17 protein-coding genes and 1 tRNA gene are annotated in these 25,952 nt (G+C 57.9%); 9 read left to right on the forward strand and 9 right to left on the reverse strand.

Annotated features, from left to right (window positions below; translation table 11 throughout):
* Positions 1-45: 45 nt before the first annotated feature.
* The 4 genes from IVB05_RS24665 to IVB05_RS24680 form a co-directional block, all read right to left on the reverse strand.
* Entirely contained in the window at positions 46-1,305 is a 1,260-nt protein-coding gene (locus tag IVB05_RS24665; RefSeq protein WP_247778499.1) for an acyltransferase, read from the reverse strand.
* Between the two features lie 210 nt (positions 1,306-1,515).
* Positions 1,516-2,019 carry a hypothetical protein gene (locus tag IVB05_RS24670; protein WP_247778500.1) on the reverse strand — a complete coding sequence of 168 codons (504 nt, stop codon included), beginning with the start codon at positions 2,017-2,019 and terminating at the stop codon, positions 1,516-1,518.
* A gap of 258 nt (positions 2,020-2,277) precedes the next feature.
* Positions 2,278-5,097, reverse strand: a complete 2,820-nt coding sequence (locus IVB05_RS24675; protein ID WP_247778501.1) for a winged helix-turn-helix domain-containing protein — start codon at positions 5,095-5,097, stop codon at positions 2,278-2,280.
* Positions 5,098-5,444: 347 nt separating this feature from the next.
* The gene (locus IVB05_RS24680) at positions 5,445-6,203 is read right to left on the reverse strand and encodes a 4'-phosphopantetheinyl transferase superfamily protein (protein ID WP_247778502.1); all 759 of its coding nucleotides are present in this window, start codon (positions 6,201-6,203) and stop codon (positions 5,445-5,447) included.
* Positions 6,204-7,178: 975 nt separating this feature from the next.
* Between IVB05_RS24680 and IVB05_RS24685 the strand changes: the two genes are divergently transcribed.
* Positions 7,179-7,937, forward strand: coding sequence for a hypothetical protein (locus tag IVB05_RS24685; RefSeq protein ID WP_247778503.1), 759 nt, complete (start codon positions 7,179-7,181; stop codon positions 7,935-7,937).
* Positions 7,938-8,115: 178 nt separating this feature from the next.
* Here IVB05_RS24685 and IVB05_RS24690 read toward each other — a convergent pair whose 3' ends face one another.
* On the reverse strand, positions 8,116-9,453 hold the full coding sequence (locus tag IVB05_RS24690; RefSeq protein WP_247778504.1) for an MFS transporter: 1,338 nt from the start codon (positions 9,451-9,453) through the stop codon (positions 8,116-8,118).
* Positions 9,454-10,864: 1,411 nt separating this feature from the next.
* On the opposite strand from IVB05_RS24690, the gene IVB05_RS24695 reads away from it, so the two are divergent.
* The 6 genes from IVB05_RS24695 (at position 10,865) to IVB05_RS24720 (ending at position 19,201) form a co-directional block, all read left to right on the forward strand.
* Entirely contained in the window at positions 10,865-12,178 is a 1,314-nt protein-coding gene (locus IVB05_RS24695) for a SidA/IucD/PvdA family monooxygenase (RefSeq protein WP_247778505.1), read from the forward strand.
* Positions 12,179-12,180: 2 nt separating this feature from the next.
* Positions 12,181-14,163: a class I tRNA ligase family protein gene (locus tag IVB05_RS24700; RefSeq protein WP_247778506.1), complete on the forward strand. Its 1,983-nt coding sequence runs from the start codon at positions 12,181-12,183 to the stop codon at positions 14,161-14,163.
* Positions 14,164-14,712: 549 nt separating this feature from the next.
* A complete protein-coding gene (locus tag IVB05_RS24705) occupies positions 14,713-14,952 on the forward strand; it encodes a hypothetical protein (RefSeq protein WP_247778507.1) in 240 nt (79 codons plus the stop codon).
* Positions 14,949-16,313, forward strand: a complete 1,365-nt coding sequence (locus tag IVB05_RS24710; RefSeq protein ID WP_247778508.1) for an aminotransferase class I/II-fold pyridoxal phosphate-dependent enzyme — start codon at positions 14,949-14,951, stop codon at positions 16,311-16,313. The genes IVB05_RS24705 and IVB05_RS24710 overlap by 4 nt, the downstream gene beginning before the upstream one ends.
* Positions 16,314-16,573: 260 nt before the next feature.
* The gene (locus tag IVB05_RS24715; protein WP_247778509.1) at positions 16,574-18,040 is read left to right on the forward strand and encodes an ABC transporter substrate-binding protein; all 1,467 of its coding nucleotides are present in this window, start codon (positions 16,574-16,576) and stop codon (positions 18,038-18,040) included.
* A 15-nt stretch (positions 18,041-18,055) separates the two neighbouring features.
* Positions 18,056-19,201: an FAD-binding oxidoreductase gene (locus IVB05_RS24720; protein WP_247778511.1), complete on the forward strand. Its 1,146-nt coding sequence runs from the start codon at positions 18,056-18,058 to the stop codon at positions 19,199-19,201.
* A gap of 190 nt (positions 19,202-19,391) precedes the next feature.
* Here the strand turns inward: IVB05_RS24720 and IVB05_RS24725 are convergent, their stop codons facing one another.
* A complete protein-coding gene (locus IVB05_RS24725; RefSeq protein ID WP_247778513.1) occupies positions 19,392-19,847 on the reverse strand; it encodes a GNAT family N-acetyltransferase in 456 nt (151 codons plus the stop codon).
* Between the two features lie 1,054 nt (positions 19,848-20,901).
* On the opposite strand from IVB05_RS24725, the gene IVB05_RS24730 reads away from it, so the two are divergent.
* Positions 20,902-20,975 (forward strand) — tRNA-Gln (locus tag IVB05_RS24730).
* Positions 20,976-21,520: 545 nt separating this feature from the next.
* Positions 21,521-22,474 (forward strand): hypothetical protein, encoded by a 954-nt coding sequence (locus IVB05_RS24735; RefSeq protein WP_247778514.1) that lies wholly within the window; start codon positions 21,521-21,523, stop codon positions 22,472-22,474.
* Between the two features lie 150 nt (positions 22,475-22,624).
* On the opposite strand, the gene IVB05_RS24740 is transcribed toward IVB05_RS24735, so the two are convergent.
* From IVB05_RS24740 to IVB05_RS24750, 3 genes are all read right to left on the reverse strand, one after another.
* On the reverse strand, positions 22,625-23,362 hold the full coding sequence (locus IVB05_RS24740) for a DUF2272 domain-containing protein (protein WP_247778515.1): 738 nt from the start codon (positions 23,360-23,362) through the stop codon (positions 22,625-22,627).
* Between the two features lie 80 nt (positions 23,363-23,442).
* Positions 23,443-24,486, reverse strand: coding sequence for a DUF3616 domain-containing protein (locus IVB05_RS24745; protein WP_247778516.1), 1,044 nt, complete (start codon positions 24,484-24,486; stop codon positions 23,443-23,445).
* 102 nt (positions 24,487-24,588) lie between these two features.
* Positions 24,589-25,797 carry a cytochrome P450 gene (locus IVB05_RS24750; RefSeq protein ID WP_247778517.1) on the reverse strand — a complete coding sequence of 403 codons (1,209 nt, stop codon included), beginning with the start codon at positions 25,795-25,797 and terminating at the stop codon, positions 24,589-24,591.
* Positions 25,798-25,952: the final 155 nt, after the last annotated feature.

Below are 25,952 nucleotides of genomic sequence, written 5' to 3' on the forward strand. Positions count from 1 at the left end.
GTGCGAAGTGAGGGTCTCGTCTTCCCGCGATGCATCACCGTGGGGTCAGCCCTCCCCAACCGATCGTGTCGCAGATACACTTCGTTCCGTTCCCGCAACAGCATCATCACCGCCATCCCAGATGTCCGAACGTTCGCGTTCTCCGATCCGCAGATCATCCCGCTCGCTGGCGAAATGAACTTGCACTCCGTCTGCGGCGGGCCCGATGAGAATTCCCGCGGGCGCAGGCAGCATGCAGCGATATCCGACCGGAGGACCTCCACCGAAATCCACGCGGTTGAACGTCAACTGGGAGAGGTTGGTGGAGACGATATCCGTCTTCGGTTCGAACGGGGGCAGTTCGCTCTGGTCGAGGTAGGCGTGCCCGTCGACGCTCTTGATCGACGATGCGACATATCCGAGATCGCGAACCTGCTTCACCGCCGTGCGGATGAGGCGAATGGTTCGCCTGGCAGCCGCCCTGTCGTCCTCGAGCCGATCAAGCGGCACGACCGCTTCCAAAAAGCCATTCCCGACGAATGACGGACCGATACGCGCGTCTATTCCTCTCACATCTACGGGCATTCTCAGTCTAACTCCCAGCGCGCAGTCCAGAAGCTGCTGTCCGTACCGATGAACGAGAAACGCGGTCAGCGCCTCGTTGAGGGTAGGGACGAGATCAGACGTGGATAGAGATTTTCGCAACACGTCCAGGAACCGGGCATCGAGCTTCATCACGCGCAGATTTCTCTTCATCTGCCGAAGATAGTTCAGGCGGTGTATGGCCTCGGCGCCCAATGAATGCTGCCCGCACACACTGTGCTTAGCTCCCGATCCCACAACCGGATCGACGGTTGCGCGGACGGTGAAATGCGATCCCGCCTCAGCGAACAATTCGCCCCAGCATTTCTGGAACTGATTGAGAGAAGAGCCGTCGCCCGCCGAATGCGACATGCTGATGGCAAGGACCGCCCCTCTACTTACCGGAGTAAGCGAAGCGATCAGCACAGGGCGCCCCGGCAACGTTTCGAGATTATTGATAAATTGCGGCAACTGTTCAGACGAAAACTGGTCGAGCGTCCACTCCAAAGGTCCGCGCAGCGTCACCGACGGGAGCAGCGGGAGCGGCGCGAGCCGAAAGCCCTCGCCTGTGTTCACTATCTTCGTTGCAAGACGCGGAAAGCGCTCCAACGCCGCCTGAAACGTGTACCGCAACCGGTCAACGTCGGGGATGTATGCATAGTGAAACAAGCGGACGATCGACGGGGCTCCGATGAGCGCCTGATCGTAGCGGGACAGCAAGAGATAGTCGTTATTGCCGATCATTGCCGGTATCCGTTCAGATCAGGTACAATCGTCATCACTATCAGCCCGTCTCAGTGATCGTGGAGGTCCAAACCAGACCTCCGGAGATCGACACACTCAGTGTTGCGGCCGGATCGAAAAGCGTACGCTCAACGGTGCCAGCAAGTTCGCCGAAAACAACGTTGGAGGTCAGGACCCTTCGGTGCCGCCACAAGACCACACCTGCAATCGCTAATGCCTTGCCTTTCTGCGCTCCTTCGAGAACACGCCGCCCTTGAGCTCCGGCACCGTAACCGAGAACGCACACCGGAGATTTTCAGCCAGCCTGGGATCGCTGACGATCGCGTCGCTGATAGCGAGCTCACGAACCCGCGCGAAATCCTCGGCTGTCAGGGCGTCAATCAGAAGGGCGACAAGCTTTTCGACGCCGGTCGCTTGCCCGAGGCCCTGCGTGGTTGTCCGGGGGCCTGACAGCTCTCGCAACTCCGGCGGCCGGACGAACTGGGCAGCGGGGTGTTGCCGTCCGACCGCTCGAAATCTCTTCAGTTCGGCCTTGACCGCCGCGGGAACAACGCGCTCACCGCTCTCCGCACGACGCATGATGTCGGCCACGAACTCGCGTGGCGTCTCCGCGGCAGAGAAGTGACCTGCATCACTCACGAATCCATCAAGGGCGCGGGATGGGCTTTCGCTCCAGGACTCCGTTACCTTCACCACCACTGGTCTGACCGACATATTTCGACTGCTTACCAAAATGAGCGCTGCGTTCTCGTGCAAGAGCTGCGTCTACAAGACCTGCATCCCGCACCGTGTCCCAGCCCATTTTGAATGCATCGAACCGTAGATCGTTCTCAATCTTCCTCAAACCGCCTCATCGTAACTGTCCTGCCCGCACAAGGGCACGCGATTCCCGCCTTGGAACCGACGGCTGGATCAGACGGAACAGGCGACTGGATGGAAGCTGGGTTGGACCAATCGAAGGTACGTCGGGTCTCAACCTAACTCATCGAGCAGAAGTCTGGCTGACTTGAGATCGGCGGTATCAAACCCTTCGCTGAAGGATTCGAAGACTGGCAAAAGTAGATTTTGAGCATGGCTACGCTGACCTTTGCTCGCCCATAGACGCGCGCGGCTGGTCGCCGCGCGAAGCTCCCAGGCTCGCTGCCCACGTTGGCGCGCCCACTCCAGTGCGCGGACAAACATTGCGTCGGCTTCCTCACTGTCGCCAGCAACCAGCTCGATCTGGCCACCCACGCGTAGCACTTCAGCCGTGCACCAGTGCTCCTCCCTGGAGGCGCGAAGAATGCCGTGAATGACCGATCGACCTTCGTCAACGTGGCCTGCGGCAGCAAGCATCTCCGCGAATGTGCTGACAAACGTGGCATGCCGTAAATCGACATTCCATTGCTCGATAGACTCCCGCAGCAAATCGGGCCCGACGTGCGCTTCGTTGGATTTTGCGCGCGCCCAGGTTTTGAACGTCGTGCCGGATCCCGACCACAAGCCCAAGCCATGCGTCTTCGCGCAATCGAGAAGGGCGCTGGCGAGATGTTCCGTCCTCTCGAAATCGCCCGTGAGCGCTGCGATTCCACAACCCGCACCTGTCAGCGCCAGACATAGCGAATTCGCATGATCCAGTTTCTGGGCTTTGGCCACACTACGCGCGGCGATCTCTCTCGCCTGGTTGGGGAAGCCTTGGACCCACAAGACGCGGGACAGCGCAACGAGTGCGGCCACGTTCTGGTCCAGACCGAACCGCAGCACGTACTGGGCGTGCAAGACCGGATCGTTCTGCTGAAGGACGCCCCTGAGACGTTCGCGAGCCGCGGACTGGTTGCCAAAGTAGTGGTCATTGACGGCGACGATTCTTTGCCCGGCAAGACCGGCGGCGATGTCGGACAACTCGACTGCATGGACGAATTTATGGGCGATCTCGACCGACGCTCGATAGTGGCTGTTGCGCAATCGATGAAGCCAGAGCGCGTAGTAGACCCGGAGCTTCTGCTCGTCGTCCTCGAGCTTCTCGGCTAGTTCCTGTGCACGCAGCAGTGCGTCTTCGGCCTCCTTCGTCGGACCTTTGGTCCACATGGTCGACGTTCCGAGGGCCACTTGCAGCAGCAACTCGTGCCTTTCGTCGACGCTCGACTGCCCGAGCAGCCAGGCCAGCGCCCGCTGAACGTAGTTGCGGCACTCTTCAAGCGCCGACACCGCGATCCAGAGGGAAGTGGCCGCGATCGTGAGGTCGAGGCCGATGCGCGACGTTTCCGGCGACCCGAACGCCCAGTCCAGCGCAACCCGCAGGTTATCGATATCCGGCGCAAATCTTGCGCCGATCTCGTCGAGCGAGGTTGCCGTCCATAGCTGCTCGTCTCGGGTCAGCGCATTGAGATAGTAGCGTGTCATCAGCGCCAATATCGCAGCGACTTCGCCGTCGCCGAGCTTCTGGAGTGCGAAGGCCCGCGTCGTTCCCAGCAACCGGTAACGTGGCGGAGACGTGCGTGTATCCACGGAAACGAGTGACTTCTTGTGCAGGTCCTCAAGTACGTTTGCGACTTGGACGGTGGATCCGATGCTGTCCGCCAAAATCGAGCCAGCAGCCTCCGGGGTGAAGCCGCCCGCAAACACCGCGACACGACGCAGGGTGGTTTGCTCAATCGCCGACAGCAATCCGTAGCTCCAGGAGAACGTCGAATGAAGGGTTTTGTGACGCTCCGCCGGAGTCCGCCGACCACTGCGGAGAAGCCCGAATCCCTGCGCAAGCCGGCGTGCAAGCTCGCGCACCCCAACCGCAGGCGCACTCGCCGCGGCAAATTCGATGGCAAGTGGAATTCCGTCCAGCTTGCGGCACACTTTACTTACGTAAGGGGCAATCTCGTCAGTGATAATGAAATCAGGATCGACAGCCTGAGTTCTGTCGAGAAACAACCCAACCGCGCTGTATTCGAGAGCCTGGCTTGCGGCGATGGAGTCGGCCGCCGGCACGCTCAGGGGCGTCAGCGGATAAACCCGTTCACCTTCGATCGCGAGGCACTCCCGGCTCGTCGCGAGCACATGCAACTCGGTCCTGCTTCGAAGCAGGCCTTCCACCAGCATCGCCACGGCGTCGATCAAATGCTCGCAATTGTCGAGCAGCAACAGCTGGTCTTGCTGAGTTTCCGAGAGTGAATTGGCGACTCCCATCGTTCGCGCGATGAGCTCGTTCAACTGCTGAGCGTTCGTAATTGAAGCCAGTTCGACGGTCCGTACGCCGCCGCCAAAACGGGAGGCCGAGTGATGGGCCACTTCCATCGCCAGGCGCGTCTTTCCGATACCTCCGCTACCCGTCACGGTGACCAGCCTATGCCTCGCGACGAGGCTGGTCAGCGATGTGACCTCCTTTACCCGTCCAAACAGCGCGGACAACGGGACAGACAGGTCCATTTCGTACGCAGACCCGGACGTTCCGGGAGGGCACGGCTCCTCAAGTCCTGTCGCGTACTCGCGTTGCATTTGCACACGGGCTGCTAAACGATAGCCGCGCCCAGCCTCCGTCTGAATGATCTCACCCTTGTCTCCCAGAGCCTTGCGGAGCGCCGAGATCTGCACCTCGATATTGTGCTCCTCGACGGTCGTGGTCGGCCAGACTCGCTTCAAGAGTTCATGTTTGGTCAGAAGCCTTCCATCGGCCTGAACGAGCATCAGAAGAATGTTGAATGCACGTGCACCAAGATTGATGGCCTCGTCGTCCTTGAAGACTTTTCGACGACGGACGCAAACTCGAAAGCGTTCAAATTCGAACGCGTAGTCAGGATCGGGCTCGACGCCGTACTTCAATATTATCAGTCCCCGACGCGCGCCGAATGCCCACACCTTGCGCAACTATAAACGGTACAATGATCTGGTGCAACCTTGGAGCAACATTTCCCATCGTTTCGTTTCGGCGGTGGAACATACGAATACACGCGGGATCCGACGCGCGGACGAAACTTTTCACCGAAATATTTGGCCTGCATTCTCGGGAAAGACGCAACCGGAATGCTCCAAGACAGCGAGAACAAAGAAAAGTTTTATCTCAATCTCGTTGCGTTTTGCCGATGGACCGATCGCGCGGCGACTCAAGCGGTCGACGTGAACGCGATCGCAATCCAACCTGGCCCGGTTGCCCCAGGCCCCGCGGACAGTCACGGGAAATTGCGCGGTGACATGAGGCCCGTGAACTGACCGACCAACGCCCTCAGGGTCTCGGGCTGGACGACCTCCACTTCGACAGGAGCTACCGCCATATCCCGCCATACCGCCGCCATAATGTGGCTCCGAGGGCCGATGACGCGCTGCTCGAAGTGCCATTCGCCGACATCGCCAAGCGCGGGATCGAAAAACGTCAGACGCAGCGGTTCGAACGCGAAGGCGAAATCGTCCAGCCGCTGTGCGAGACCAAGTCCGGTGGCCTTGATGTAGGCTTCCTTCAGCGTCCAAAGCCGGAGAAATCCGATCGGCCGCTGCGCCGCGGGCAGGCTCCGGAGCCAGGCACCTTCGCACGCGGCGAAATGCGTGCCAGCAAGATCGAGAGGAACCCGCCGATCCACGCACTCGATGTCCACGCCGATCTCGACAGAATCGCTGACCGCGCAGACCACAGCTCCCTCGCAATGCGACAGGTTGAACTGAAGTCCCGCTTCTCCCGAGACTTGTGGCTTTCCATGAGCGCCAATCTCGAATGTCCATGCTGCCGGCGCCGCGACGCTGCCGGTGGCAGCCGTCAACATCAGTCGCGTCAGTGCATGCGCAGCCACATACTGCCGCCGGTGCCGCTCGAAGACAAAGCGCGCCGCACGCTCGCTCTCCACGGCTGGCAATATCGCGGCGAGCCAAGGCCACAGCGGCTCGGGAATGCCATCCAGCGCGAGCGTCCAGATCCTGATGCTATCGACACCGCGCATTGCCGGCAGGCCCTCCGCCAAGGCGCGCGGCCGCCGTAGGCGGCCGACGCGCCGCCCATCGTACCGGCGTTGGCATTTCTAAGACGGCAGCAATCGCTTGAAGTGACCCGCTAGCTGTTGGAGATTCGGCGCTCGAAGAACATCGAGCCAGTCATGCCGGTGGACAATATCTCCCAGGATATCGCGCCAACCAGCCTCGCTCGTCACGTCGTGATGCACGAAGCGCGCCCTACCCTCGGGCTTTGCACATATTTGTGCCGCGATCTGTTGACCGTAAGTGTCATCAATATCCGCAATTACGACCTCTGCGCCGTCCCGCCCAAATGCAAAAGCGCATGCCGTGCCTATCCCGATCGTCCACTCGTTCACAGACGCCGCGCCAGTAACCAAGACTACCATCAGTCGCTCCTCCATCTGCCACGTCACACTAAACACACCTCGCGATTGCTATTCACAGCGTTCGCGTCTTCCTCAACCTATGCGCAATCAAGAGCCTGCCGCTCCGGCAGCCCTCGACAGAGCCCTCGTCGCTCTCGAAACCCCTGATGCCGAGAGACTTCAGCGCAGAGCGTCCCAACATCTCCATACGCCCTGTTCGAACATGAGCAGCATCAGTTGCTCTGCATCGGCATGAAGGTATCGGAGCGAGAGAAGCGAAGTCAATCGGTCGAGCGACGGCGCCGTTCGACGCCGCGATCTCGCGATTTTGGTGGCAGCGACAAGGCCGCAATTGCGCGACTGTCGCGCTTTTGTTCAATATGCTAATAACGAACCGTCATCTTACGCGGCAGCCACGACAGCAACCGTCGGCAGCCCATCTCATTGTCAAGGCAGTCGCTCCCCGCTAATCATGGTGGACTTGACAACGGGCGTGTGAAAGCTGGCGGCTCCGTGAGTTTCATGGACCTTGCCAGCCATTTGGGCCTGCGGGTCATCGCCGATCAGGTAGAGTGGGCCAAGGCAGCAGGAGGGGACATGACATCGATTATCATCGACAAGCGCTATTGCGGTCCACCCAACTCCGGGAACGGCGGATACGTCTGCGGCAGGCTGGCCCGGCACATTCCCGGCAGCGCGGAGGTCACGCTCCGCGCACCAACTCCGCTGGACAAGCCGCTCGATGTCATCGCGACGGAAGACGGGTCATGGGAACTTCGCGATGGCGCCACCGTCGTCGCGACCGGACGACCAGCGAGCATCGAACTTGCGGATCTGGAGAATGCGAGCTTCGAGGAGGCAATGGCGGCCGAGCGGATGACGCCGTTCAAGCCGGCCGAGCATCCCCTGCCGAGATGTTTCGTGTGCGGCCCTGCGAGGGCGCCGGGAGATGGAATGCGGATTTTCGCCGGGCCGCTCGCACGTCAATCCGGCAATGCTTCGGCGGTGCTGGCGGCAACCTGGATACCGCATCCGACCTTGGCGGCGCAGGACGGCTTCGTCGCGCCCGAATTTCTCTGGTCGGCGCTCGATTGTCCGACGGGCTTTGCAGCCTCTCACGACCGGGAGAGCGGCCACTTCGACCGCACGCCGATCCTGTTGGGTCGGATGTCGGCACGGGTCGAGACCCGGCCGCGCCCGGGAGAGCGCTGCGTCATCACGGCCTGGGAAGCCGGCCGCGACGGCCGTAAACGCGTTGCCGAGGCTGCGGTCCATGGTGAAACCGGAGCGTTGCTGGCCGTGGCCCGAGCGACGTGGATTGCCGTCGAGCGCCACGTGCAGCTCGGCTGCGCCTGAAATATAATATCATCAATCCGCACCATACCCGTTCACGCGATGACCCGAAAATCTTCGGGTTTGATGATGACGCGGAAGTTGTGGTCGAGCCGTCCTCCGCCAAATTATCCGACAGCAAATGCCCGGCATTAAGACTGGACGACAGGGCCAGGAGGTGGCGGGTACTACATCAGGCCGCTCATACGATAGTGTCGGAGTCCTGTCGCTGACCAAACAGCACGATCAACGCTGCTGCTAGCTCAAGCGTAATGCAGAGCGCAAGGGCAAGCGTGTAATCACCAGTCAAGCTGCGAACGAGGCCAATCAGTCCAGGGCCAAGACCGCTAACGATTCCGCTTGCTGCGGTAAAAAGTCCCATGACTATCGAAAAAGCGGCAGCATCGAACTCGCGACGAATGATCAGGGGCGGCAGAGTAATGAGGTTGCCGATTGTAAAGCCGAAGATGGCGCAAGCGGCCAACAAAACAGAAGCATCGTCCGTTTGGATTATGAACAGAAGTGCTGCCGCCTGGCTCACGAGTGATGCGGCCGTCGCCAACCGTGGATTGAGTCGGTCGACGATCATGCCAAGGCAGAGGCGGCCTATCACGGCAGTGAATGTCGTGAGTGCTACTGCGAGCCCCGCGCCGGGGCGACCGAGTTTCGGTTCAAGCAGTGCGACTTGGTGTACGATAAAACCGATTTGCGCCATCAGCGCGAGTGCGAACGGCACCGAGATTGTCCAAAACGCCAATCGACTCACGACCATCGAGCGCGATATGTGTTTTCTGGTGCCGGGCGGTTGCGATGACGAGGAGTTTCGTGTCGGGCGCTCCGGCGAATCGCCGATCAACGAGTGCGGTTCGATCCATATGACAACGACAGGCACTAGAACGACGAGCATGATTGCCGTCGCCGTCACCATCGCAACCTGGAAGCCGACTTTCTCGTTGAGGAGCAAGAGCAGCGGCGCAACGACGGCACCGCCACAACTCGCGCCAGTGAAAGCGATGCTGATGGCAAGACCGCGGCGATGCACGAACCAAGAGTTCACAATCGTTGCGATCACGACAACGCCCATGCCCGTCCAACCCAGAGACATGAGAATGAACGCGGCGTAGAGTTGCCACGGTTCCGTCGCGAATGCGAGCAGGATCATTGAAGCTGCTAGCGCCGCTGTTCCAAGCAGAATGAGACGCTTCGACCCAAACCTCGTCAAGAGTTCGTGGGTAAATGTTGAGAGAATGCTGCTGAGCAGAAAAGTTAGCGTGATCGCGCCTGATATAAGGGACGCCGACCAGCCGCGCAGACCCTGCAACTCGGCCACATACAAGCTGTGCCCATAAAAACCGATACCAAAAATAAAGAACGCCACGAAGAAACACGCCAGCACCACGCGCCAACCAACGTAGCGCGGTGACGTCTCGTCAACAACAGGAGGTTCCGCCAAAAGCTCCGGTCTGACGGATTTGGCGCCGGTCGTCCGCACCCTCATACTACTCGCTTTAATCGTTAGCGACGCCGTAATCATCGGCATCGACAGCGCTCAATGCGCCGGCTACTTTGACAGATCTTTTCTGAGTAACACCCAATTGGTGCCCGGATGCACCCACTGTTCCTTGACCATTTTGCAGTGCGCAGCCTCGCGGTATCCACAGCGCTCATATAGTTTGCGAGCGCCCGTGTTAGTGTCGGACACAACGAGACTCAGGCTCCGCTTGCCGACAGAAGCTGCGAGAGTTTCGGCCTCGGCCAGAAGTGCAGAACCATGGCCCCTGCCTCGGTATTCAGGGTACGCAGCGAGCGCCTGCACGTACCACGTATCAGGGGCCTTATTCCTGAGTTCGTGCAACGGCAGGAGTACTTCTGGGATTTGGCTCGAAGCGGGCTCAGGCTTATCACTCAACGGATAACCGATGACGCCTGAGGCTGGTTTCCCCGAAGCTTCCGCTATAACGGCAGTGCGACAAGACATGTCGCTCGTTCCGCGGAGCAGTCGCTCACGACCGATCTGCCAGGGATCCCGCTCGGGTCCAGCAATCTGCGTCCATAGGTATAAGGCGAAGCCCTCACTCGCGAAGTGCACGAATTCAGCCAAGGTGCCGACGTCTTCGGGTGTTGCCCTACGAAAAGTGGGTTGAACCATCGTCATCAAATGATGGCTCCTCGAAGATTTTCGCGCTGAGTGCCCTTCAGTCCACGGGATCGCCAGAGCCGAACCTCCGCCTTCAATTCGTTGACCGTCTTTGCCGTTCGTACTTCGCTCATGTGCCTCGCCTCGATGAACAACTAGAAGGTCCGATCTGGAGAAGTCTGCGACCGGAGCATCTCCATTTATTCCGGCAGATCAGTATCGAGGCTAGCCGAAGTGCTATTCAGTTAGAACGGGTCGACTGACATCTTTGATGATGCTTGAGCATTCTTGAGAACGACAACGAGCAGCGGACCCGTTCCCGTCGGGGGCGCTGGACAGTTGCTGAAGCAGACCTTCTCCGCTCCCTCGATCTGGCCCGCTAACGTTACGAGAGCGCCTGGGAGCTTCGCGCGGCAATGAATTTGGCGCGACGACGAGATGGTTTGAGTGAAATTGAGGCTGACCTCTGCCCCTATGCATTCATAATGTCCGATAGCGAGGATAAATCGCTTAGTGCGGTTTGTGCGTTTTACCACGTGCATGCTGGTGGGAGGGAAATATGAGTGTAGCAGTGACTGTGAAGGCGTTGATGCCGGCTGACATTCGAGCGCGCAAGAGAAATCATCCGATCGCCTGCCTAACCGTTGACACCGCCGCATTGCCACCTTAGGCGTTTGCCACCTTCGGTGTTGTTACTATACTACTGCCACCTTAGGTTTCGCAACTGCAACCCAAAGCATAGCCAAAACTACTGTTGGCTTTGCGAGTTGAGGTGCGCGCACGGCGGCACGTCGACAGATCCCGGTGATTGATGGTGCTTAAATTTGATTTAGTCGGCGTAGGCTTTGGCCCTGCGAATCTGGCGTTGGCAATTGCTTTCTCCGAAATCCCCCAAACTAATCGCCCGAGAACTACTGCTTTCATTGAGAGTAGGCACGAGTTCTCATGGCAAAGCGAACTGCTTCTGCCAAATGCCAAAATGACGACCTGCTTTTGGGAAGATTTGGTCACTGCGCGAAACCCGCGCTCAAAATACTCTTTTGTAAATTATCTTAAGGAGCACAATCGTCTATTCGAGTTTATGAACCTGCGGGATTTTTACCCGACGCGCGCGGATTATACGGCCTATCTCAAATGGTGCGAAGGCGATTTTACCTCGACGACCAAATACGGAACGACCGTAAACGCCATTACGCTTGAACACTCTCGACAGCACGGACCACTGTTCCGGTTGGAATGCGACTCGTTAGCGGGGCAGCTTGTTTACCTCACCAAAAATGCAGTACTCGCCATTGGGCGACAACCAAAGATTCCCACCGAATTGAGTTCAAGTTTCCAGGATCATGTCTACCACACCGCGAATTTCAAAACGCGCTTCCTCTCTGCATTCCCGGACAATTCGAAAGACCACAGATTTCTCATCGTCGGCACAGGGCAAAGTGCTGGTGATGTGCTGCAGTATCTGTTGATGCATTACCCAAGGGCACGAATCTCAGTCATATTGAGGTCTTTCGCCTTTCTACCTTTCGACGATACGCCGTTCGTCAATGAGATATTTCGGCCAGATTTTGTAGATTTAGCCCACCATTGCTATTTGAATAATATTCATTCCATCAAGGAAGCGTCCCAATTGACGAATTATGCGGTTATCGAAGCAGGGCAATTACGCGATATATATCGGACAATATACAACGAAGCACTGCAGGGCAGAAATCGAGTGACGCTCCACAGATTTAGTTCGATCAGCGGGATTTCCCGCCAAGGCGCAGGTGTGGGCGTATCTCTTCGGTCGAGCGTGACTGAACAAATCGAAGAGATCGACGTGGACGCCGTGCTTTGCGCGACGGGTTATGACAGCAAGAATCTAGATGATCTACTTGTAGATCTCGGACCGTATATCGACCGAGACAGCGCGGGGCTGATGCGAATTCGGCGGGACTATAGCGTCGGAATGTCGAAGGTCGGCGATTGCAAGCTGTTCATCCAGGGAGCGGCCGAGCGATCGCATGGGCCCGGTGATCCGGCCCTGCCAATTGTCCCGACCCGAGCGGCCGAGATCTGTCACGCGATTTTGGGCCAAAATCCTGCCGATGCAGCCGCAGCTCCGATCGAAAGACAGGAAGCCTAGAAATGACAGCACAAACAATTGCGTCATCTCACGTACCCGTACGTTTTGAGCCCGCTCCAATTGCGCAGTGCGACGCGAGAGCTCCGTTCGCCGGCGGCACGGTCACCGTGCAGCCCGAAGCGTGCACGCGACCGGACAATCACCATGAACACGAGGTTTTTGTCATCTTGTCCGGGCAAGGCAGGCTCGACGGTGTTGGCGAGCCTCGGTTCGTTCGATCTGGCGATATCTGCGTTTTCGAGCCGTTTGCGAAGCACCAATTGACGAACATTTCAAGTTCAGAGAACCTAACCTATTTTACGATTTATTGGACGGGGGCCGGATCTTATCCCTCACCGATTACGGATGTGAGCCGAGTTCGCGATGAGATTTCGCTCTTAGTTTCGCGTCCCACTCCTAACACCCCGCTCCATCTGGGACATCTGGCCGGTCCCTACTTGGCGGCCGACATGTTGAAACGCGCTGAAGCGATGCGCGGCAATCGAGCCGTGTTGATTCTGGGACTCGACGACCATCAATCCTATGTGGAGCTTCGCGCCCGCCGCGAGCGCACGTCGGCCCGTCAGTTGGTGGATCGCCAATCATTGGCCATCATTCGGCAGTTCTCGCTTTTCGACATCGCTGTTGATCGCATTTGGGGAACAGCCAGCTCTGAACGGCACCAGCGCCGCCTGACAACGGCCTACCAGGAACTCGTCCGGCAAGGACACATCGCGCGCAAGCGCATCGAGGTTCCGTTTTGCTCGACGTGCAACGAGTTTCGAGAAGAAGGGCTTTGCAGCGGGCTTTGTCCGGACTGCAACGCATTAACCTACGGCGATGTGTGCGAATCCTGTCTCATGCCGGTCTTCGGCTGTTCTTTGGGTAATTGCCTGTGCGGGATATGCGGCAATCGGACTAGTCCGGCGAAAGTTGATCGCACTGTCTTATGCCTGTCTGATTATCTGAATCTACTCCCTTCGCTAAATGCGAAGGGAAACAGCGATCCGTTCATCTCGGGATATCTGGAGCGCCTGGCGGCAATGCAGAGAAGGATCGAAATCCCGGTGACAACCGAATGTGGTTGGGGTGTTTGCATTCCGAATGCATCGGGCAGTGAACGCATCTCGGCGTGGTTCGAAGGCGCCATCGCGACAGCAGTTTCGTACGACGAGGCCAAGTGTGCGCTCGGCGCGCTCCAAGCAGCAAAGCCCATAGCGTTGACGTTTTTCGGAAAGGATAACTTGTTTTTCTATGCGGCGTTCTACCCGTTAATCGCGCATCTGGCGCAGGTGACGGACTATCCGCGCCCGACATTAGTATGCAATCATTTCTTGATGGTCGACGGAGAAAAACTCTCCTCCAGCGCGGGCAATGGGTTATCGCCTGAATCGTATTTAGAAAACCATTCTTCGGATGTTCTGCGCCTCGTGGCGGCTCTCGCTCGGCCTACGGATGTTAACCAGCCATTTCGCCCCGATGAACTGCTAAGTACCGTAGAAACAATAGCTAGCGAAGTACTCCGCCCCTGGCTTTGCCAGGTCGACACTCTTATCGCGGCGAACGACGGTGTCGCTCCGGACACAGCCGATTGGACTCAAGACGATCAGCGAGTCCTTGCCGAAATCTGTGATGTTGCACGAGCGAGCCGACGTGCGCTGTCTCTGGAGTTCTTTTCAACCAGGGCCGCAGCAACTGCGTTTGTCGAAATGTGCCATATCGCGCAGCGCTATAGCCAGTCGTGCCAAATCGCGGTGGAAGATGGAGTGCGATCCAAGACATCCAGACTGACAAGCCTGGCGCTTCAGCTCCTGTGCGTGCGTTTGCTCGCCATCATCGCCTATCCCATCATGCCGAAGTTCGGCAGGCGCCTCTGGGCGTCGATTGGTCTGATAGGTGATCCAGTCATCAATGAGTACCCAGAATTTGTTCCAGGCGGGACCAAGGTAGAGCCTCTTGTTGGAAGCATCAATCTGATCACCAAGCGCTCGTCGTTCGATCATTGAGTTGAGGAGTAAGCAATGGCCAATCCGGTTCTCTTAGAAATAAAACGAAGCGGCATCACCCAATCGTTCCACCGTGGTGCCGCAGTAATTTTGGGTTCAGTTTTCAAACAACCATTCGGGTCTGCATATTGGTGCCCTCACCATAGCTCGCTACTTGCTACTTGGGTGCGGATCTCAAAACCTAATTCAGTCATGCCCATCCCTCTCGGGTTGCTATCGCTGGATCGCTAGTAAATTATCTTGGCACGCCTTTAAGCCGAGACGATGATCTGCACGACCCTTACGGTTTTCCGACTTATCTGGCGTCGGTGCGCGAAATAGCTGCGGGATACCCGCGGATTTTGTCCGAGCCGCCAGGAGAGACGGACAGCGCCGCCGCGCAAGTGATTGCGGCTTGGCGACGGTGCCCCAATCCAATGTCGGCCGAGGATAGTTGGCCAATCAGTTCATCCACCTGGCGCAAATCCGGAGACGGCTCTGAGGATCGCTTCGAATGGCGCATTTTGACCAGTAAATCTCGGTTGGTTCTTTCAAGATGGAGCACCGCTAATGACAGCAGGTTCGCGTCATAATGTATCGCTGTCATTCGAGGTGATCGACCTCGAGCGGAGTAGTCCCGTTGAATGCGCTGACAACTGCGAGTCGATGGAAATCGAGCTGGCGCTCTCCAACACGGAGGCCACTCTTCGGGGTTACACACCCCTTCATAACCGAGGCAAGCGCCTCGGCCACAATTTCGATGTGCCGGAGCGCGATCGGGTTGCTCTTCTAACGGAGGAGTTCGAATGACCTACGTTCCGGGCTCCAGCGTCCGTAACATCATTCAAGCTGCAATGCGTCTGGATGACTCGTGCAGCAATGAAGAACTCGGCAGCATTTTCACGCAAAACGACTCCCGCACTGCCATCGGCCGCGTCAGCACAAAGATTGCGCTCAAGAACAAGGCCGCAGCCTGCCGGATGATAACGAATGGTACGTCGTCAGCCAATCACATAGCCGTAATGGCCCTCGCAGCGCCGGGTACCAAAACCATACTCTCCCGCGACGTGCACCTGTCGGTCGCTGTCGGAGCCATGTTAGCGCGTGCGAAAGTGAATTGGATCTATCCGCTCTATGACGAAGACCTTGGCGTGCTCTTACCTGTGCGCCCACTCGATGTCGCATTGGCCCTGCGGTCGAACCCCGATGTGAGGCTCGTTGCCGTTAACGGTGTCACCTATGACGGGCTCGCACCTAGCACGCCTGCTATTGCGGCTCTTTGTGATGCGCACGCCGCCGTGCTGATGATGGACGAGGCGCACGGAAGCCATTTTCGAGGTCTGCATGCCCTCGGGTTTCCGCAGCCAAGCATCACCCTCGGCGCCAAGATCGTTACCCAGTCGCCACATAAAACGATGAATGCGCTGAGCCAGGCGTCCCTGATCTTGCTCGCGGATACAGAACTCTGTGGGCCGATCGATAGATTTATGAACCTGCTCTGCAGCACGAGTTCGTCCGTGCTCTTAATGCAGAGCCTGGAATTTGCGATGGCTGATCATGACCGGCATGGGCATTCGGAGTGGAGCACCGCGGTCGATTCCGCGCAATCCGCTGCCGAACAGCTTCGCCGCATCGATGGCGTTAGGGTGCTCGACCGTCGCGACGTGGTGCCCCATGCGGCAGAAGCTATCGATCCTTCTCGCCTCACGATCAACGTCAGGGGGCTTGGGATTACGGGGTTCGAGGTCGCAGGTCTGCTCTACAAGGACGGCATCGTCGTCGAGAAGGCGACGTTTGACTGCATCCTTGTTCTTTTCCCACCTCGTGAACGGCGGATCAGTGACCGACTCGTGGCCGCGCTGGAGAACATGGATAGGTATCGGAAAAAGCGACTTGCGCCGATGCCGTACGTCCAATCTTCGAATGACGTCGCAATGTCGATGCATGAGGCGTTCTTCTGTGCCAATCGCGAAACGGTTCGGTTGTCCCATGCCGTGGGACGTATCTCTGCCGAGATGTTGACCGCGTACCCTCCAGGTCAACTCATCGTGGCGCCCGGCGAAGTGTTTTCGTCAGACCTCGTCGCGCTGCTGTCATCAGTCGTGGCTAAGGGCGGAATTCTCAAAGGGTTCAACAAAGGGTCGATAGCAAATGTCGCTGTGGTCAAATAGTTGCGGATTGCGAGGCGCGCAATGGATAGGCGTTTCTTGGTTGCGGAGCACCGCGGAAAGGTGGCGGCAGTGTTTATGTTACTGTTCCGCACAGCGCCGGCCGTTAATGCTTTGTACCTCGGCGCGGGATGGGTGATTGTCGGAATCACGACAGTAACCGTTGCAGCCGCCGTGCTGTTGACTGCGTTTTCCATGCTCGTAGTGCGCACAGTGAACCAGCCGGGCGCCCCGAGTTGGCCATCCCTTTGGACGTCCCAGAAATGAAGATCGTGTCGAACCTCGTATTCCAGCCGCACGTGGCTCTGTCCTCACTGCAGCCGCATCTGGACCACTCCTACGTCTGTCGCAATGCCAGCTTCCTAGTCTGGGACACGTTGTATGGAGTCGACAGACAACTTATGCCGCGACGGCAGATGATTTTCTCGGAGCAGGCATCACATGATCGAACCCGATGGGAATTCGCGCTTCGCCCCGGCTTACTGTTTCATACTGGAGAACTGGTTCGCGCGATGGATGCCGTCTCGAGCATCGAACTTTGGCTTGACATCGATCCTGTCGGCAGAGCGTTGCGGGCCGCTACACGCGAGTTGTCGGTGATCGACGACCGAAACTTCCGATGGAAGTTTTCCAGGCCAGTTGCGCGCCTGACGGCCCTGCTTTCCAAAATCACCCCTCCCTGTCTGTTTATCATGCCCGCGAGTTCGGCCATCGCTGCACGCTCGGGCAAGCGGATCGAGCCCATTGGCAGCGGTCCGATGTGTCTCAAGACTAGCGGTTTCGACCGAAATGAAGCGACCGTCTTCAAGGCATTCGGCCGCTACGAACCGCGCGAAGAGCCCGCAGATTTCCTGACAGGTGGTAAGCGAGCGGTCGCGCATGAATGCATCTGGCGCTGCAACCGCGGACAGGATGACACGATAGAGGCTATGATAAAGGGTCAGCTAGATTGGTCGGAGCATATCGATCCATCCATGGCTGATCGACTTGCTGCAGACCCGTTCATCGAATGTGAGGAGGCGGACCCGTTCGGTTTCGTCGGCATCTGTCGGTTCAATCATCTCGCACCACCGTTCGATGATCTGCATACGCGTAGCTACGTCGCCGACTGCATTCCTCAAGAGCGGTGTATGGCGTCATTTGTCGACGTGAGGCGGGGACGGTGGCGGCAAGAGAGATCTTGCCTTCCTTTCCTTATCGATGGACAAACCGATGGAGCAGCTGAACCGCTGGCGGTGCACATTGATCGGCCGCCTGGCCCCCTGAGGAGCACTCCTACGACTGTCATAGTGGCGGCCGACCAGCACCACACGACCCCGCAAGGGTTCGCGACGGCGTCGTGGTTCGCCGAACTGGGCTTGCCTGTCCAAGTCGTCAAGTTGACAACGCAGCAAGTCCAGTTGCGACGACATATGTTTGAGGGCTGGAACATATTTCACACATGGTTCTCGGTGGCTGACTTCACTGTTCCCTCGGCCTTCCTGCCTCTGCGCGCCAGTGGAAGATCGTCGTGGTCGGGCTGGCCAACCAGCGAAGCCCTCGAGATAGCTCATGATCGCTGGATTTTTTCTAATTCGGACACCGAAGCTGACAAAGCCGCCGACGTCATCCGAGGGATTGCGAACGAATTTCGCCCATTTGCACCGACCGGTCGCTTTTGGCCGCTTAGTGCCCGGCGCAGGCATCTTGCTCACTTGGCGAGGCACGCCGTTCCGGTTTTCTGGTCTTGAGCATTGCGAGGTATCTTGGCAGACGTTCTTGTTGTTGGCGCAGGCATTGTTGGCTGTGCGACGGCCTATTGGCTGGCGTCCGAAGGCTACGACGTAACCGTGTGCGAGAGCGGCAGGACACTTGCTGCCATGGGATCCGGATGGTCGTTCGGTGGTGTCCGAATTGCCGGGCGTCCGGAAGCAGAAATACCGTTGATGCGCGTAGGTCTTCCGCTGTGGGAAACCTTGTCAGAACGACTTGACCACGAGTGCCACTACCGTCGTAGTGGCAACTTGCGGATCGCGACGCGAGAAGACGAGGCGTCGGTGCTCCTCCAATTTTCCGAACGATGTGCGATGTCTGGCATCCCGCATCTGCTAATGAGCGCGGCCGACTTGCGTGAACACACCCCACTATTGGGTCGCCCGGCGCAAGGAGGCGTATTCTGTCCGTTGGATGGGCAGGCCGATCCGCTGGAGACTTGCGCAGGTTTTGCAAGTGCCGCCGTCCGTTATGGCGCCAAGTTCAAATTGTCCACCGAGGTCGATTGCATCCTAGAGAAAGGCGGCAAGGTCGTCGGGGTTCACACACGGGAAGGCGATTTGGCGGCTGACGCTGTGGTCATCGCGGCGGGAATATGTGCGAGCGAACTGCTGCCGGAATGGCACACTCTGCGCCCCATCGCCATCGAGAGCGTAGCCAGCCTACGCACGGTTCCTACCGACCTCGTACTCCGGCCGGTGATCAGCACTTTAGACGGGACATTTGCAATACGGCAGGACCACCGCGGGCGCGTGCACGTCATTACGATGTGCGCGGCCTGTCCCAAGGTTGATGCAGAAAGTTGGCGTGTCTCGACGACCATCGGATCAAGCGGCGAAGTGGCCATGCGCGACGCGGTTGGGCCCTATCTGCCGGCGCTCACTGCGTTGTCTACTCGAGAGAGTTGGCTTGGGTACGTCGACATAACACTTACCGGCTTGCCCATCATTGATACAAGCAAAGAGATAGAAGGGTTGGTGGTGGCGGCTGGCTTCTGTGGCAGAGGATTCGGGCTTGGTCCTCTCGTAGGAATGTTGGCCGCCGAACTTGCAAAGGGCCACCAGCCGACCCTGGAGTTGAGCGCTTTTTCCGCCGACTGTTGCAGGGCTACCCATGCTCCGCAGAACCTACACGGCTAACAGGAGGCGGCCAATCATCTGTTCTTCTTATAACATGCTTGAGCTAAAGGGACCTCAACGAAAGGGGATCTGCACCTCTGCACCCGATATACTTGCCGAGTTGAACGAATCGGTATCAGGCAAATCGCGTCAACCGGGCGGCAATCAAGGCGAGACTCGCTCCCTCAACCAGATTGACGCGCTATACGCATCATTGGTTTGTTTCCGCAAATCGTTCGTAGAGCACAAAGCCGGAATTCACAGCTACCTTGTCATACAAGCGACGCCCATTATCATTCGATTGGTGCGTTAGCCAATAGACTTGCCCCGCCCCTTTGCGGTCAGCCTCCGCATAGACCGCATCAATCAACGTGCGGGCAGCGCCACGTCGGCGGCAGGTCGCTTGCACAAACAAATCCTGAAGGTAGCAGGTATCTGTGATCATCCACGTCGACCGATGAAAGATGTAATGTACAAATCCGACAATCGACGTGCCATCATCGGCGGCGAATGCCCCGATGGGCTCTGTTGTTTCCTTCAGTCGCCGCCACGTGGCCTCGGTTGTAGTCTCTGGAAGTGTTACGCCATAGAATTGCTGATAGCTGTTCCAAAGAGCAATCCAGGATGGCTTGTCGCTCGCAGCAAGACTTCGAACTGAAATCTTCATCTGACTCGCTCCTATCTCAAAATAATCACCAAGCCGAGAGGCGATGCCTAGTCTTACTGAGTCAGAAAAACGTCTGATTCAAAAGGTCGCGGGGGGGGTGCTTTCAGAATCAGTTAGCGGTTGAGATTCAGGCATCGGCATCGGGGGCTGATATGGATCTACGGACATCAAAGGGCAGTGAATCGCGCGGCATTGTCGAGAGACTTGTGAGCGTGATCGGACGTGCGGACCGGGCTCGGCCGTTGTTTGATTATTGCATCGGCTTAATCGGAAGTTGCGCGACTTTTCGAGCCTAAGAGCTGATAATATTTATGCAACCGACTTTTCATGTCATTTTTGTATCCATGTAAGTCAAGTATATCTCGATCACCACCAGCGCGAACTTCGGAAACATGTCGAGAGCATGGCGCCAGCTGCGTCGCTGCTTCCGTTCCTGCCGCTCGCGGCCAAAAAAATCCTGAAGCGACAACCACAGCACGGATGACGACCGCTGTTGACGCTATGAGCGGCCGGTTCTCTGTTGGCCAAGCTCTTGGTGTCTGCCCCTCGAAGGCTGCGGCTAGGCATGGACCTGCGCAGCTGCCCTAATTGGGGAGGATGGCCCACGAGCGGGAGAGTGACGCGATCGAACATCCGCTTCGCACTATGAGCGGCCGCTCCATAACCGTTCATTACACGAAGGCCACACCACACCACCGCTCGCGAAAACAGGATGCCTCGGCGCAATTATTGCGCGTGCGAATTCGCAGCAGATCGTAGGCAGGCGTAGAAAATAGTAGGAAAGCATAGCGGGGGAGCGACTCGAACCCCCGACCGGAGCAATTTTCGTTCTCTTAGCCAAGCCGCGCCGACACTCAGAGTCAGCTAATGGAAAGAACAATGCTATGTCCGAGGATAACGCAGCAAAGCCTACGAAAACCGTTAGATGCAGGCTGTTTCGAGGGCGATTCAACAAGGGCTGGACCGAAACCACTGATGCAGTTATATGATCGGGACTATCTGCGAAGCCATTTGCAAAAGTTTCGACAAGAAACGTTGTAATATCAATGCCTTATGGGGAATGGTGTAACGGTAGCACAACAGACTCTGACTCTGTTTGTCTAGGTTCGAATCCTAGTTCCCCAGCCAGACTCGGCAATTCCACAACCGCCTGATCCGAACGAGTTTTTGGCCGCAGACGACGGACCGTTAGGGCAACGCTCAAAGGCTCTCTAGAATTGGCCAAGAAAATCGTAGACAAGTTGCCTGCCTCCGAGCATGCCTCAACCGCCCAACTTTCCAGCACCAAACTTCCCTCAGGTACCTCACCCACCGGGCACTGCGGGAGGCCTTCCATCACCACCGCCCCCGCCGTCTATTGTGCGGCTACCATCGCCGCCTCCACCTCCTCCTAATCCGATTCCTATCGTGCGGAGGGCGTTTCATTTTTGATTTCGGTCCGTGCGAGGACAGGTTTAGGCGCTTTCTGTGCGCGCAAAAACCCGAGCCGGAATCGCTCGCTGCCCTGCCCTGCTCTAGCCCGCTCACAGACACCACAAGCATCCGAACCAAATCTCATTCTACGCAACATGAACGCAACATCTTGCGTAAATCGAAGAGTGCACCCCTCATTAACATCTCAATACCGAGGGAGAGAATGTAGCATTGAGAACGATCGAATGTGGGGGCAATCAATGACAGTGACCGATTTCAAAATCACCCAGGATGGTGAGCCACAAACCAAGTTCACCAAATGGTTCGCCAAACCAGCTGGGAGCACCAAGAAGTTCTTCGTTGCCTACACCGTTCCATTCAGCGACGGCGACGGAACACATAAAGGGCTCGCGCAGACGAAGTTCATGAACGAGCTTCCAGCACTTTTCTACGATCGCCATGAGGCCAGCAACGATTTTGGGCTATGGTCGCATTTCATCTGGCCGACTGTCGTCGCTGAGAGCGCTGGCGGCCATCACCTTCTCGTCAACACGTATGACCGGGCTCGATTCACGTTTGGCTTTTATCAGCTGGCGGCGCACACGCCTGACGACAATCTTATTCTTCTGTTTCGCAAACTGATCGGATTGCCAACCGCGCAGGACTACTTCCCCGACCTGACGATCGAATCTGGACGGCTGCATCGCGTCGCTGACGGGCGGTCCTATTCATTGGAGGAAGTCACAACGGTTCACCGGCCGAACGGAAAGGTTGAAGATCAGCTCGTCTCCTTCATGACCTATCTGAACCCGGACACGACAACCGTCGGCGACGCGGAAGCCCTGAACACGGCAAAGCTGATGCACTGGCTCCTCAACGAGCAGGATGCGGTCAAGGCCTCCGTGTCCACAGCCCTGGACATCATGCGCCGGAAGGTCAAGCGGCTGGCAAGCACGCACGATCTCGTCGACAAGCAGCCCGAGCTCGCGATTTGGGTGTCGGATATCACCCACCAGGGACGCGGCAGCAAAGCCGACATCAAGGACGCATTGAAGAAGCCGACGTTGGACGAGAAGCTCGATGCTCTCTTCGAGGTCGGGGCACCCGAGTATCTATCGCGGCGCAGGACGGTGCGGAATGGTATCAAAACACTGATGAACGAGGGCGTGTTCGAATCAGTCGTGCTCGGAGACGATAAATTGCCACTTCCCTAGAGCTCAGGTCGGCACGTGACGGATCGACTTGACTCACCCGTTGCTCCCGCCGAGCCTGACGCTCCCTCGTTCCCGCGACGTGGCTACTCAATCCTGTGAAACAGAGGGACACCCTTCGCGGCACCCTGTCACGCCCCCTGCCCGTCGCAACTATCCGACTCTTGCTTCATGGGTTGGCAACGACGCAACGACCGTATCCTTGATCGCGATGTTGTTCTGGATGTGGACCATCCAGCCGTCCGTATCGTTCAGCTTTCCGTCGGAATCGATCGTCACCTTCGCCTTGCTGACCGATTGCCCGACATTGCCACCAACGACATAGGCAACATTCTTCTCCTTATCGACCTCCACCACGATATCCGAATGGCTTATGAACCAGCCTTTCTCCACCGCATTATCGTAAGTGATCCCATCCTGGCGCGGCCTCGCAATGAGATCACCGGGCTTGAGCGGGATTTCACCGAGCCGGAAGCCGACAAGCGCCGCCTTCAGCTTCCCGTTGCTCCTGTTCTTGATCGACTGGACCATCCAGGTCGCATGGCCAGACGAATAGGGGAAGTTGGAACCGGCCCCGGCCATCTGCATGCAATAGGAAATGAACGCCGCCGACCATGCCAGATCGACAGTGCCATCGAGTCTGCCCTTGGCCTTGGCGAATTTCTTGACGAGATCGTCATACTGTTTGCTCGGAATGCCCAGCCAATAGTTCGCGACGTGGCTGGAGAAAGGGTCAACGGTTTCCTTGCGCCTGTTCGGCACTCCGTTTGATGTTTCGTTCTTCGTCGTATTCCCTCCCGCGTCGATGAACTTGTCGTCCCTGTCCTCGTCCCGACCAAACAACGTCCACTGTTCCAGAGCGCGAGCAATAAGTTTCCCCTGAAATGACATCACTCATCCTTTCTTGCAGTCTCAAACGTCGCAGTACGCCAGTATGCCATGCACCATCGAGCGAGCGCGCCATGCCGGCGTCACTTCGGCACCGGAACGGTCAAAGCTCGAAAAGATTTCCTGGATTTGTCCGCGTCCTTGCACTTGTCGGTTCCATCGTCGGACAAAAGCATCATGTTTGAACTGCCCGGAATTTCAAGTACCGCTTCGGGTGAGAAATCGTCCGGGAGTTTGATTTTCTTCATCATGCGCGGTTTGACGTCGGCCTCGTTCCCGCTCCAGGTGAAGAGGGCGAATGGCGGCTTGATATTCGATTCCTTGGCTTTGCCGTACGGCCCGGCGACGATGACATAGACGTTGTTTATCCATTCGATGCTGCGGATGCCACGCCCCTTGAGATCGAGCAGCCTTGGATTGCCGAAGGCAGGCTTCTTTCCTGCGTCCACTACGTCGGCCGGATTATTGAGAGGGATGACTATCGCTTGTTTGCCGGGACGCGGATTGCGAAATCCAATCAGTACGCCACCTTCAGGTGTTGCAGCCAGGCCTTCGATATTGAAACCGTTCTTTGCTTCGGGAGCTGGCCCTTTCTTTTCCCCGGACGCAAAAGCTTTGGAAAGCTTCAGTGGCTTCAGCCTTGGGTCGTCGAACATGTTTTCGCGCAGGGCCGTATACGCGCCGGGATTTATCGGCTCCAGACGCGGTCCATCCGGATGCGATACGATGCGGGTCGCAAACAGGCGTGACCGACCCGGCTCCGCACTGCCATCGGAACCGCGGCCGTGCGACCCGATCCAGTAGATGCGATCACCGACACGCGCCGCCCCTTCTATGTCGGCTTCCTTGAAAACCGGTTTGCCATCCGGTCCGGGTTTCTTCTTTTTCGGCGCTTCGAGGAACTGATCCAGGTCGAGTTCCAGAATGACTGCCTCTTGTCCGGCTCGGTAGACGTTGAGAACATTGCTGTCATCATCAGCCACCGCAAAACGATCCCGGTCGAGTGCAACCGCAGCCGAGCCGTCGCAGGCGCCGCGATAGGTCGTGATCAGATCGGCGGCTTGTGCTGCAGCTACCCCGGAAGTGATGAGTGTGGATAGGACGGCGACAACCAACAGGCGGGTCATGCGTCATTGCCCCAAAAATCCGTAAAGCAATCACACTGCACCTGCATCGCACGCGTGTCAAATCCGATAATACAACTCCAGTGTTAAGATCCGCCATTCCGATCAAACGCCAGCCATCACGGGCAACTCCGCGATCATGCGAATACCAGGCCGTCTCCTCCAATGAATTTGCGACGGCTCGACCGCCAGTTTGAGTGCGGGCCAGCGCGTGAACAGCGCCTGCAGCGCGCAGATCGCTTCGATGCGCGCGAGCTGATGGCCGAGGCAGAAATGAATTCCGGTCCCGAACGACAGATGCCGGTTCGGCCGCCGCTCGAGATCGAGGCGTTCGGGACACGCGTTCGCGTCGGAGTCCAGATTGGCGGCGACGAGCATCGCCATCACCCTGTCGCCCTTCTTCAATTTCACGCCCTCGAGGTCGACATCCCTGCGCACGTAGCGCGGCTTTGAGAATTGCACCGGCGAGACGAAGCGCAGGAATTCTTCGACCGCAAGCCCCGCGCGACTCCAATCCGCCACGAGCCAGTCGCGGCGATCCGGATCCTTCAGCAGTTCGAACACCGATCCGCTGATCAGATGGGTCGTGGTCTCGGACCCGGCGCCGAGCAGCAAAAACACCATCGAGACCATCTCGTCCGGCGTGATGCGTCCGCCCTCCTGCTCGACGCGCACGAGTTCCGCGATCAATCCTTCACCGCCCTCCTCGCGGGCGAGCCGCAGGCGTTCTTTCAAATAGCGCCGCATCCTGATGAGGCCGCCGATCAGTCGCAGAAAGCCGAATGCATTGGTGAGATGCGCCATCGAATTGGCCCAGGCGATGAATTTTGGCCGGTCAGCCGGTGGCAGGCCCAAGAGCTCGCAGATCACCGCAAGCGGCAGCATCCGCGCGTAACGCTGCACCAGATCTGCGGGGCTGCCTTGTGCAAATAATTCGCCGGCGAGGCGACCGGCGATGGCGCGGATATGCGGCTCCATGTCGAGGACAGCGCGGCGGCGGAACGCCTCGTCGACGATACTTCGCAGCCGCGTGTGATCCGGCTCGTCCATCGTCAGCATGTTGTTGGCGAATGTCGCGATGAATTTCGGCAACCACCAGGGCAGGCCCACGAGAACCCCGCCCTCCTTGCGCAGCGTGAAGAGCGTGCTGTCCTTCAGCACGCGCGCGGCCGCCTCGTAGGTCGTGGTGACCCAGACCCGGCCCACGATCGGAAATTTTGTCGCGACGACGGGACCAACGGCGCGCAAACTCGCGACCCCTGCCTGCGGATCACGAAAAAATGCCTCGCTGGTGAAATCCACGAACTCTGCCATCGGCACGCCTCACGGTGTCTTTCACGCCCATGCATCAAGGTGGTGCGCAACACGATCGGCGCAATGGCCGGGGATACGACGTCTCTCACCGGCACCCTGCCATGGGTACGGAACATTCGGGCTCGAGCCCGATCTTGCCGGGTTTGTGGCCCCGC

This window comes from Bradyrhizobium sp. 170, assembly GCF_023101085.1.
Classification (GTDB): Bacteria; Pseudomonadota; Alphaproteobacteria; order Rhizobiales; family Xanthobacteraceae; genus Bradyrhizobium.

Coding starts and splice junctions, on each gene's coding strand:
- IVB05_RS24665 (WP_247778499.1), bottom strand. CDS start 1,305: ATGATCGGCAATAACGACTATCTCTTGCTGTCCCGCTACGATCAGGCG.
- IVB05_RS24670 (WP_247778500.1), bottom strand. CDS start 2,019: ATGTCGGTCAGACCAGTGGTGGTGAAGGTAACGGAGTCCTGGAGCGAA.
- IVB05_RS24680 (WP_247778502.1), bottom strand. CDS start 6,203: ATGCGCGGTGTCGATAGCATCAGGATCTGGACGCTCGCGCTGGATGGC.
- IVB05_RS24685 (WP_247778503.1), top strand. CDS start 7,179: ATGACATCGATTATCATCGACAAGCGCTATTGCGGTCCACCCAACTCC.
- IVB05_RS24690 (WP_247778504.1), bottom strand. CDS start 9,453: ATGCCGATGATTACGGCGTCGCTAACGATTAAAGCGAGTAGTATGAGG.
- IVB05_RS24700 (WP_247778506.1), top strand. CDS start 12,181: ATGACAGCACAAACAATTGCGTCATCTCACGTACCCGTACGTTTTGAG.
- IVB05_RS24705 (WP_247778507.1), top strand. CDS start 14,713: ATGACAGCAGGTTCGCGTCATAATGTATCGCTGTCATTCGAGGTGATC.
- IVB05_RS24710 (WP_247778508.1), top strand. CDS start 14,949: ATGACCTACGTTCCGGGCTCCAGCGTCCGTAACATCATTCAAGCTGCA.
- IVB05_RS24715 (WP_247778509.1), top strand. CDS start 16,574: ATGAAGATCGTGTCGAACCTCGTATTCCAGCCGCACGTGGCTCTGTCC.
- IVB05_RS24725 (WP_247778513.1), bottom strand. CDS start 19,847: ATGAAGATTTCAGTTCGAAGTCTTGCTGCGAGCGACAAGCCATCCTGG.
- IVB05_RS24735 (WP_247778514.1), top strand. CDS start 21,521: ATGACAGTGACCGATTTCAAAATCACCCAGGATGGTGAGCCACAAACC.
- IVB05_RS24740 (WP_247778515.1), bottom strand. CDS start 23,362: ATGTCATTTCAGGGGAAACTTATTGCTCGCGCTCTGGAACAGTGGACG.
- IVB05_RS24745 (WP_247778516.1), bottom strand. CDS start 24,486: ATGACCCGCCTGTTGGTTGTCGCCGTCCTATCCACACTCATCACTTCC.
- IVB05_RS24750 (WP_247778517.1), bottom strand. CDS start 25,797: ATGGCAGAGTTCGTGGATTTCACCAGCGAGGCATTTTTTCGTGATCCG.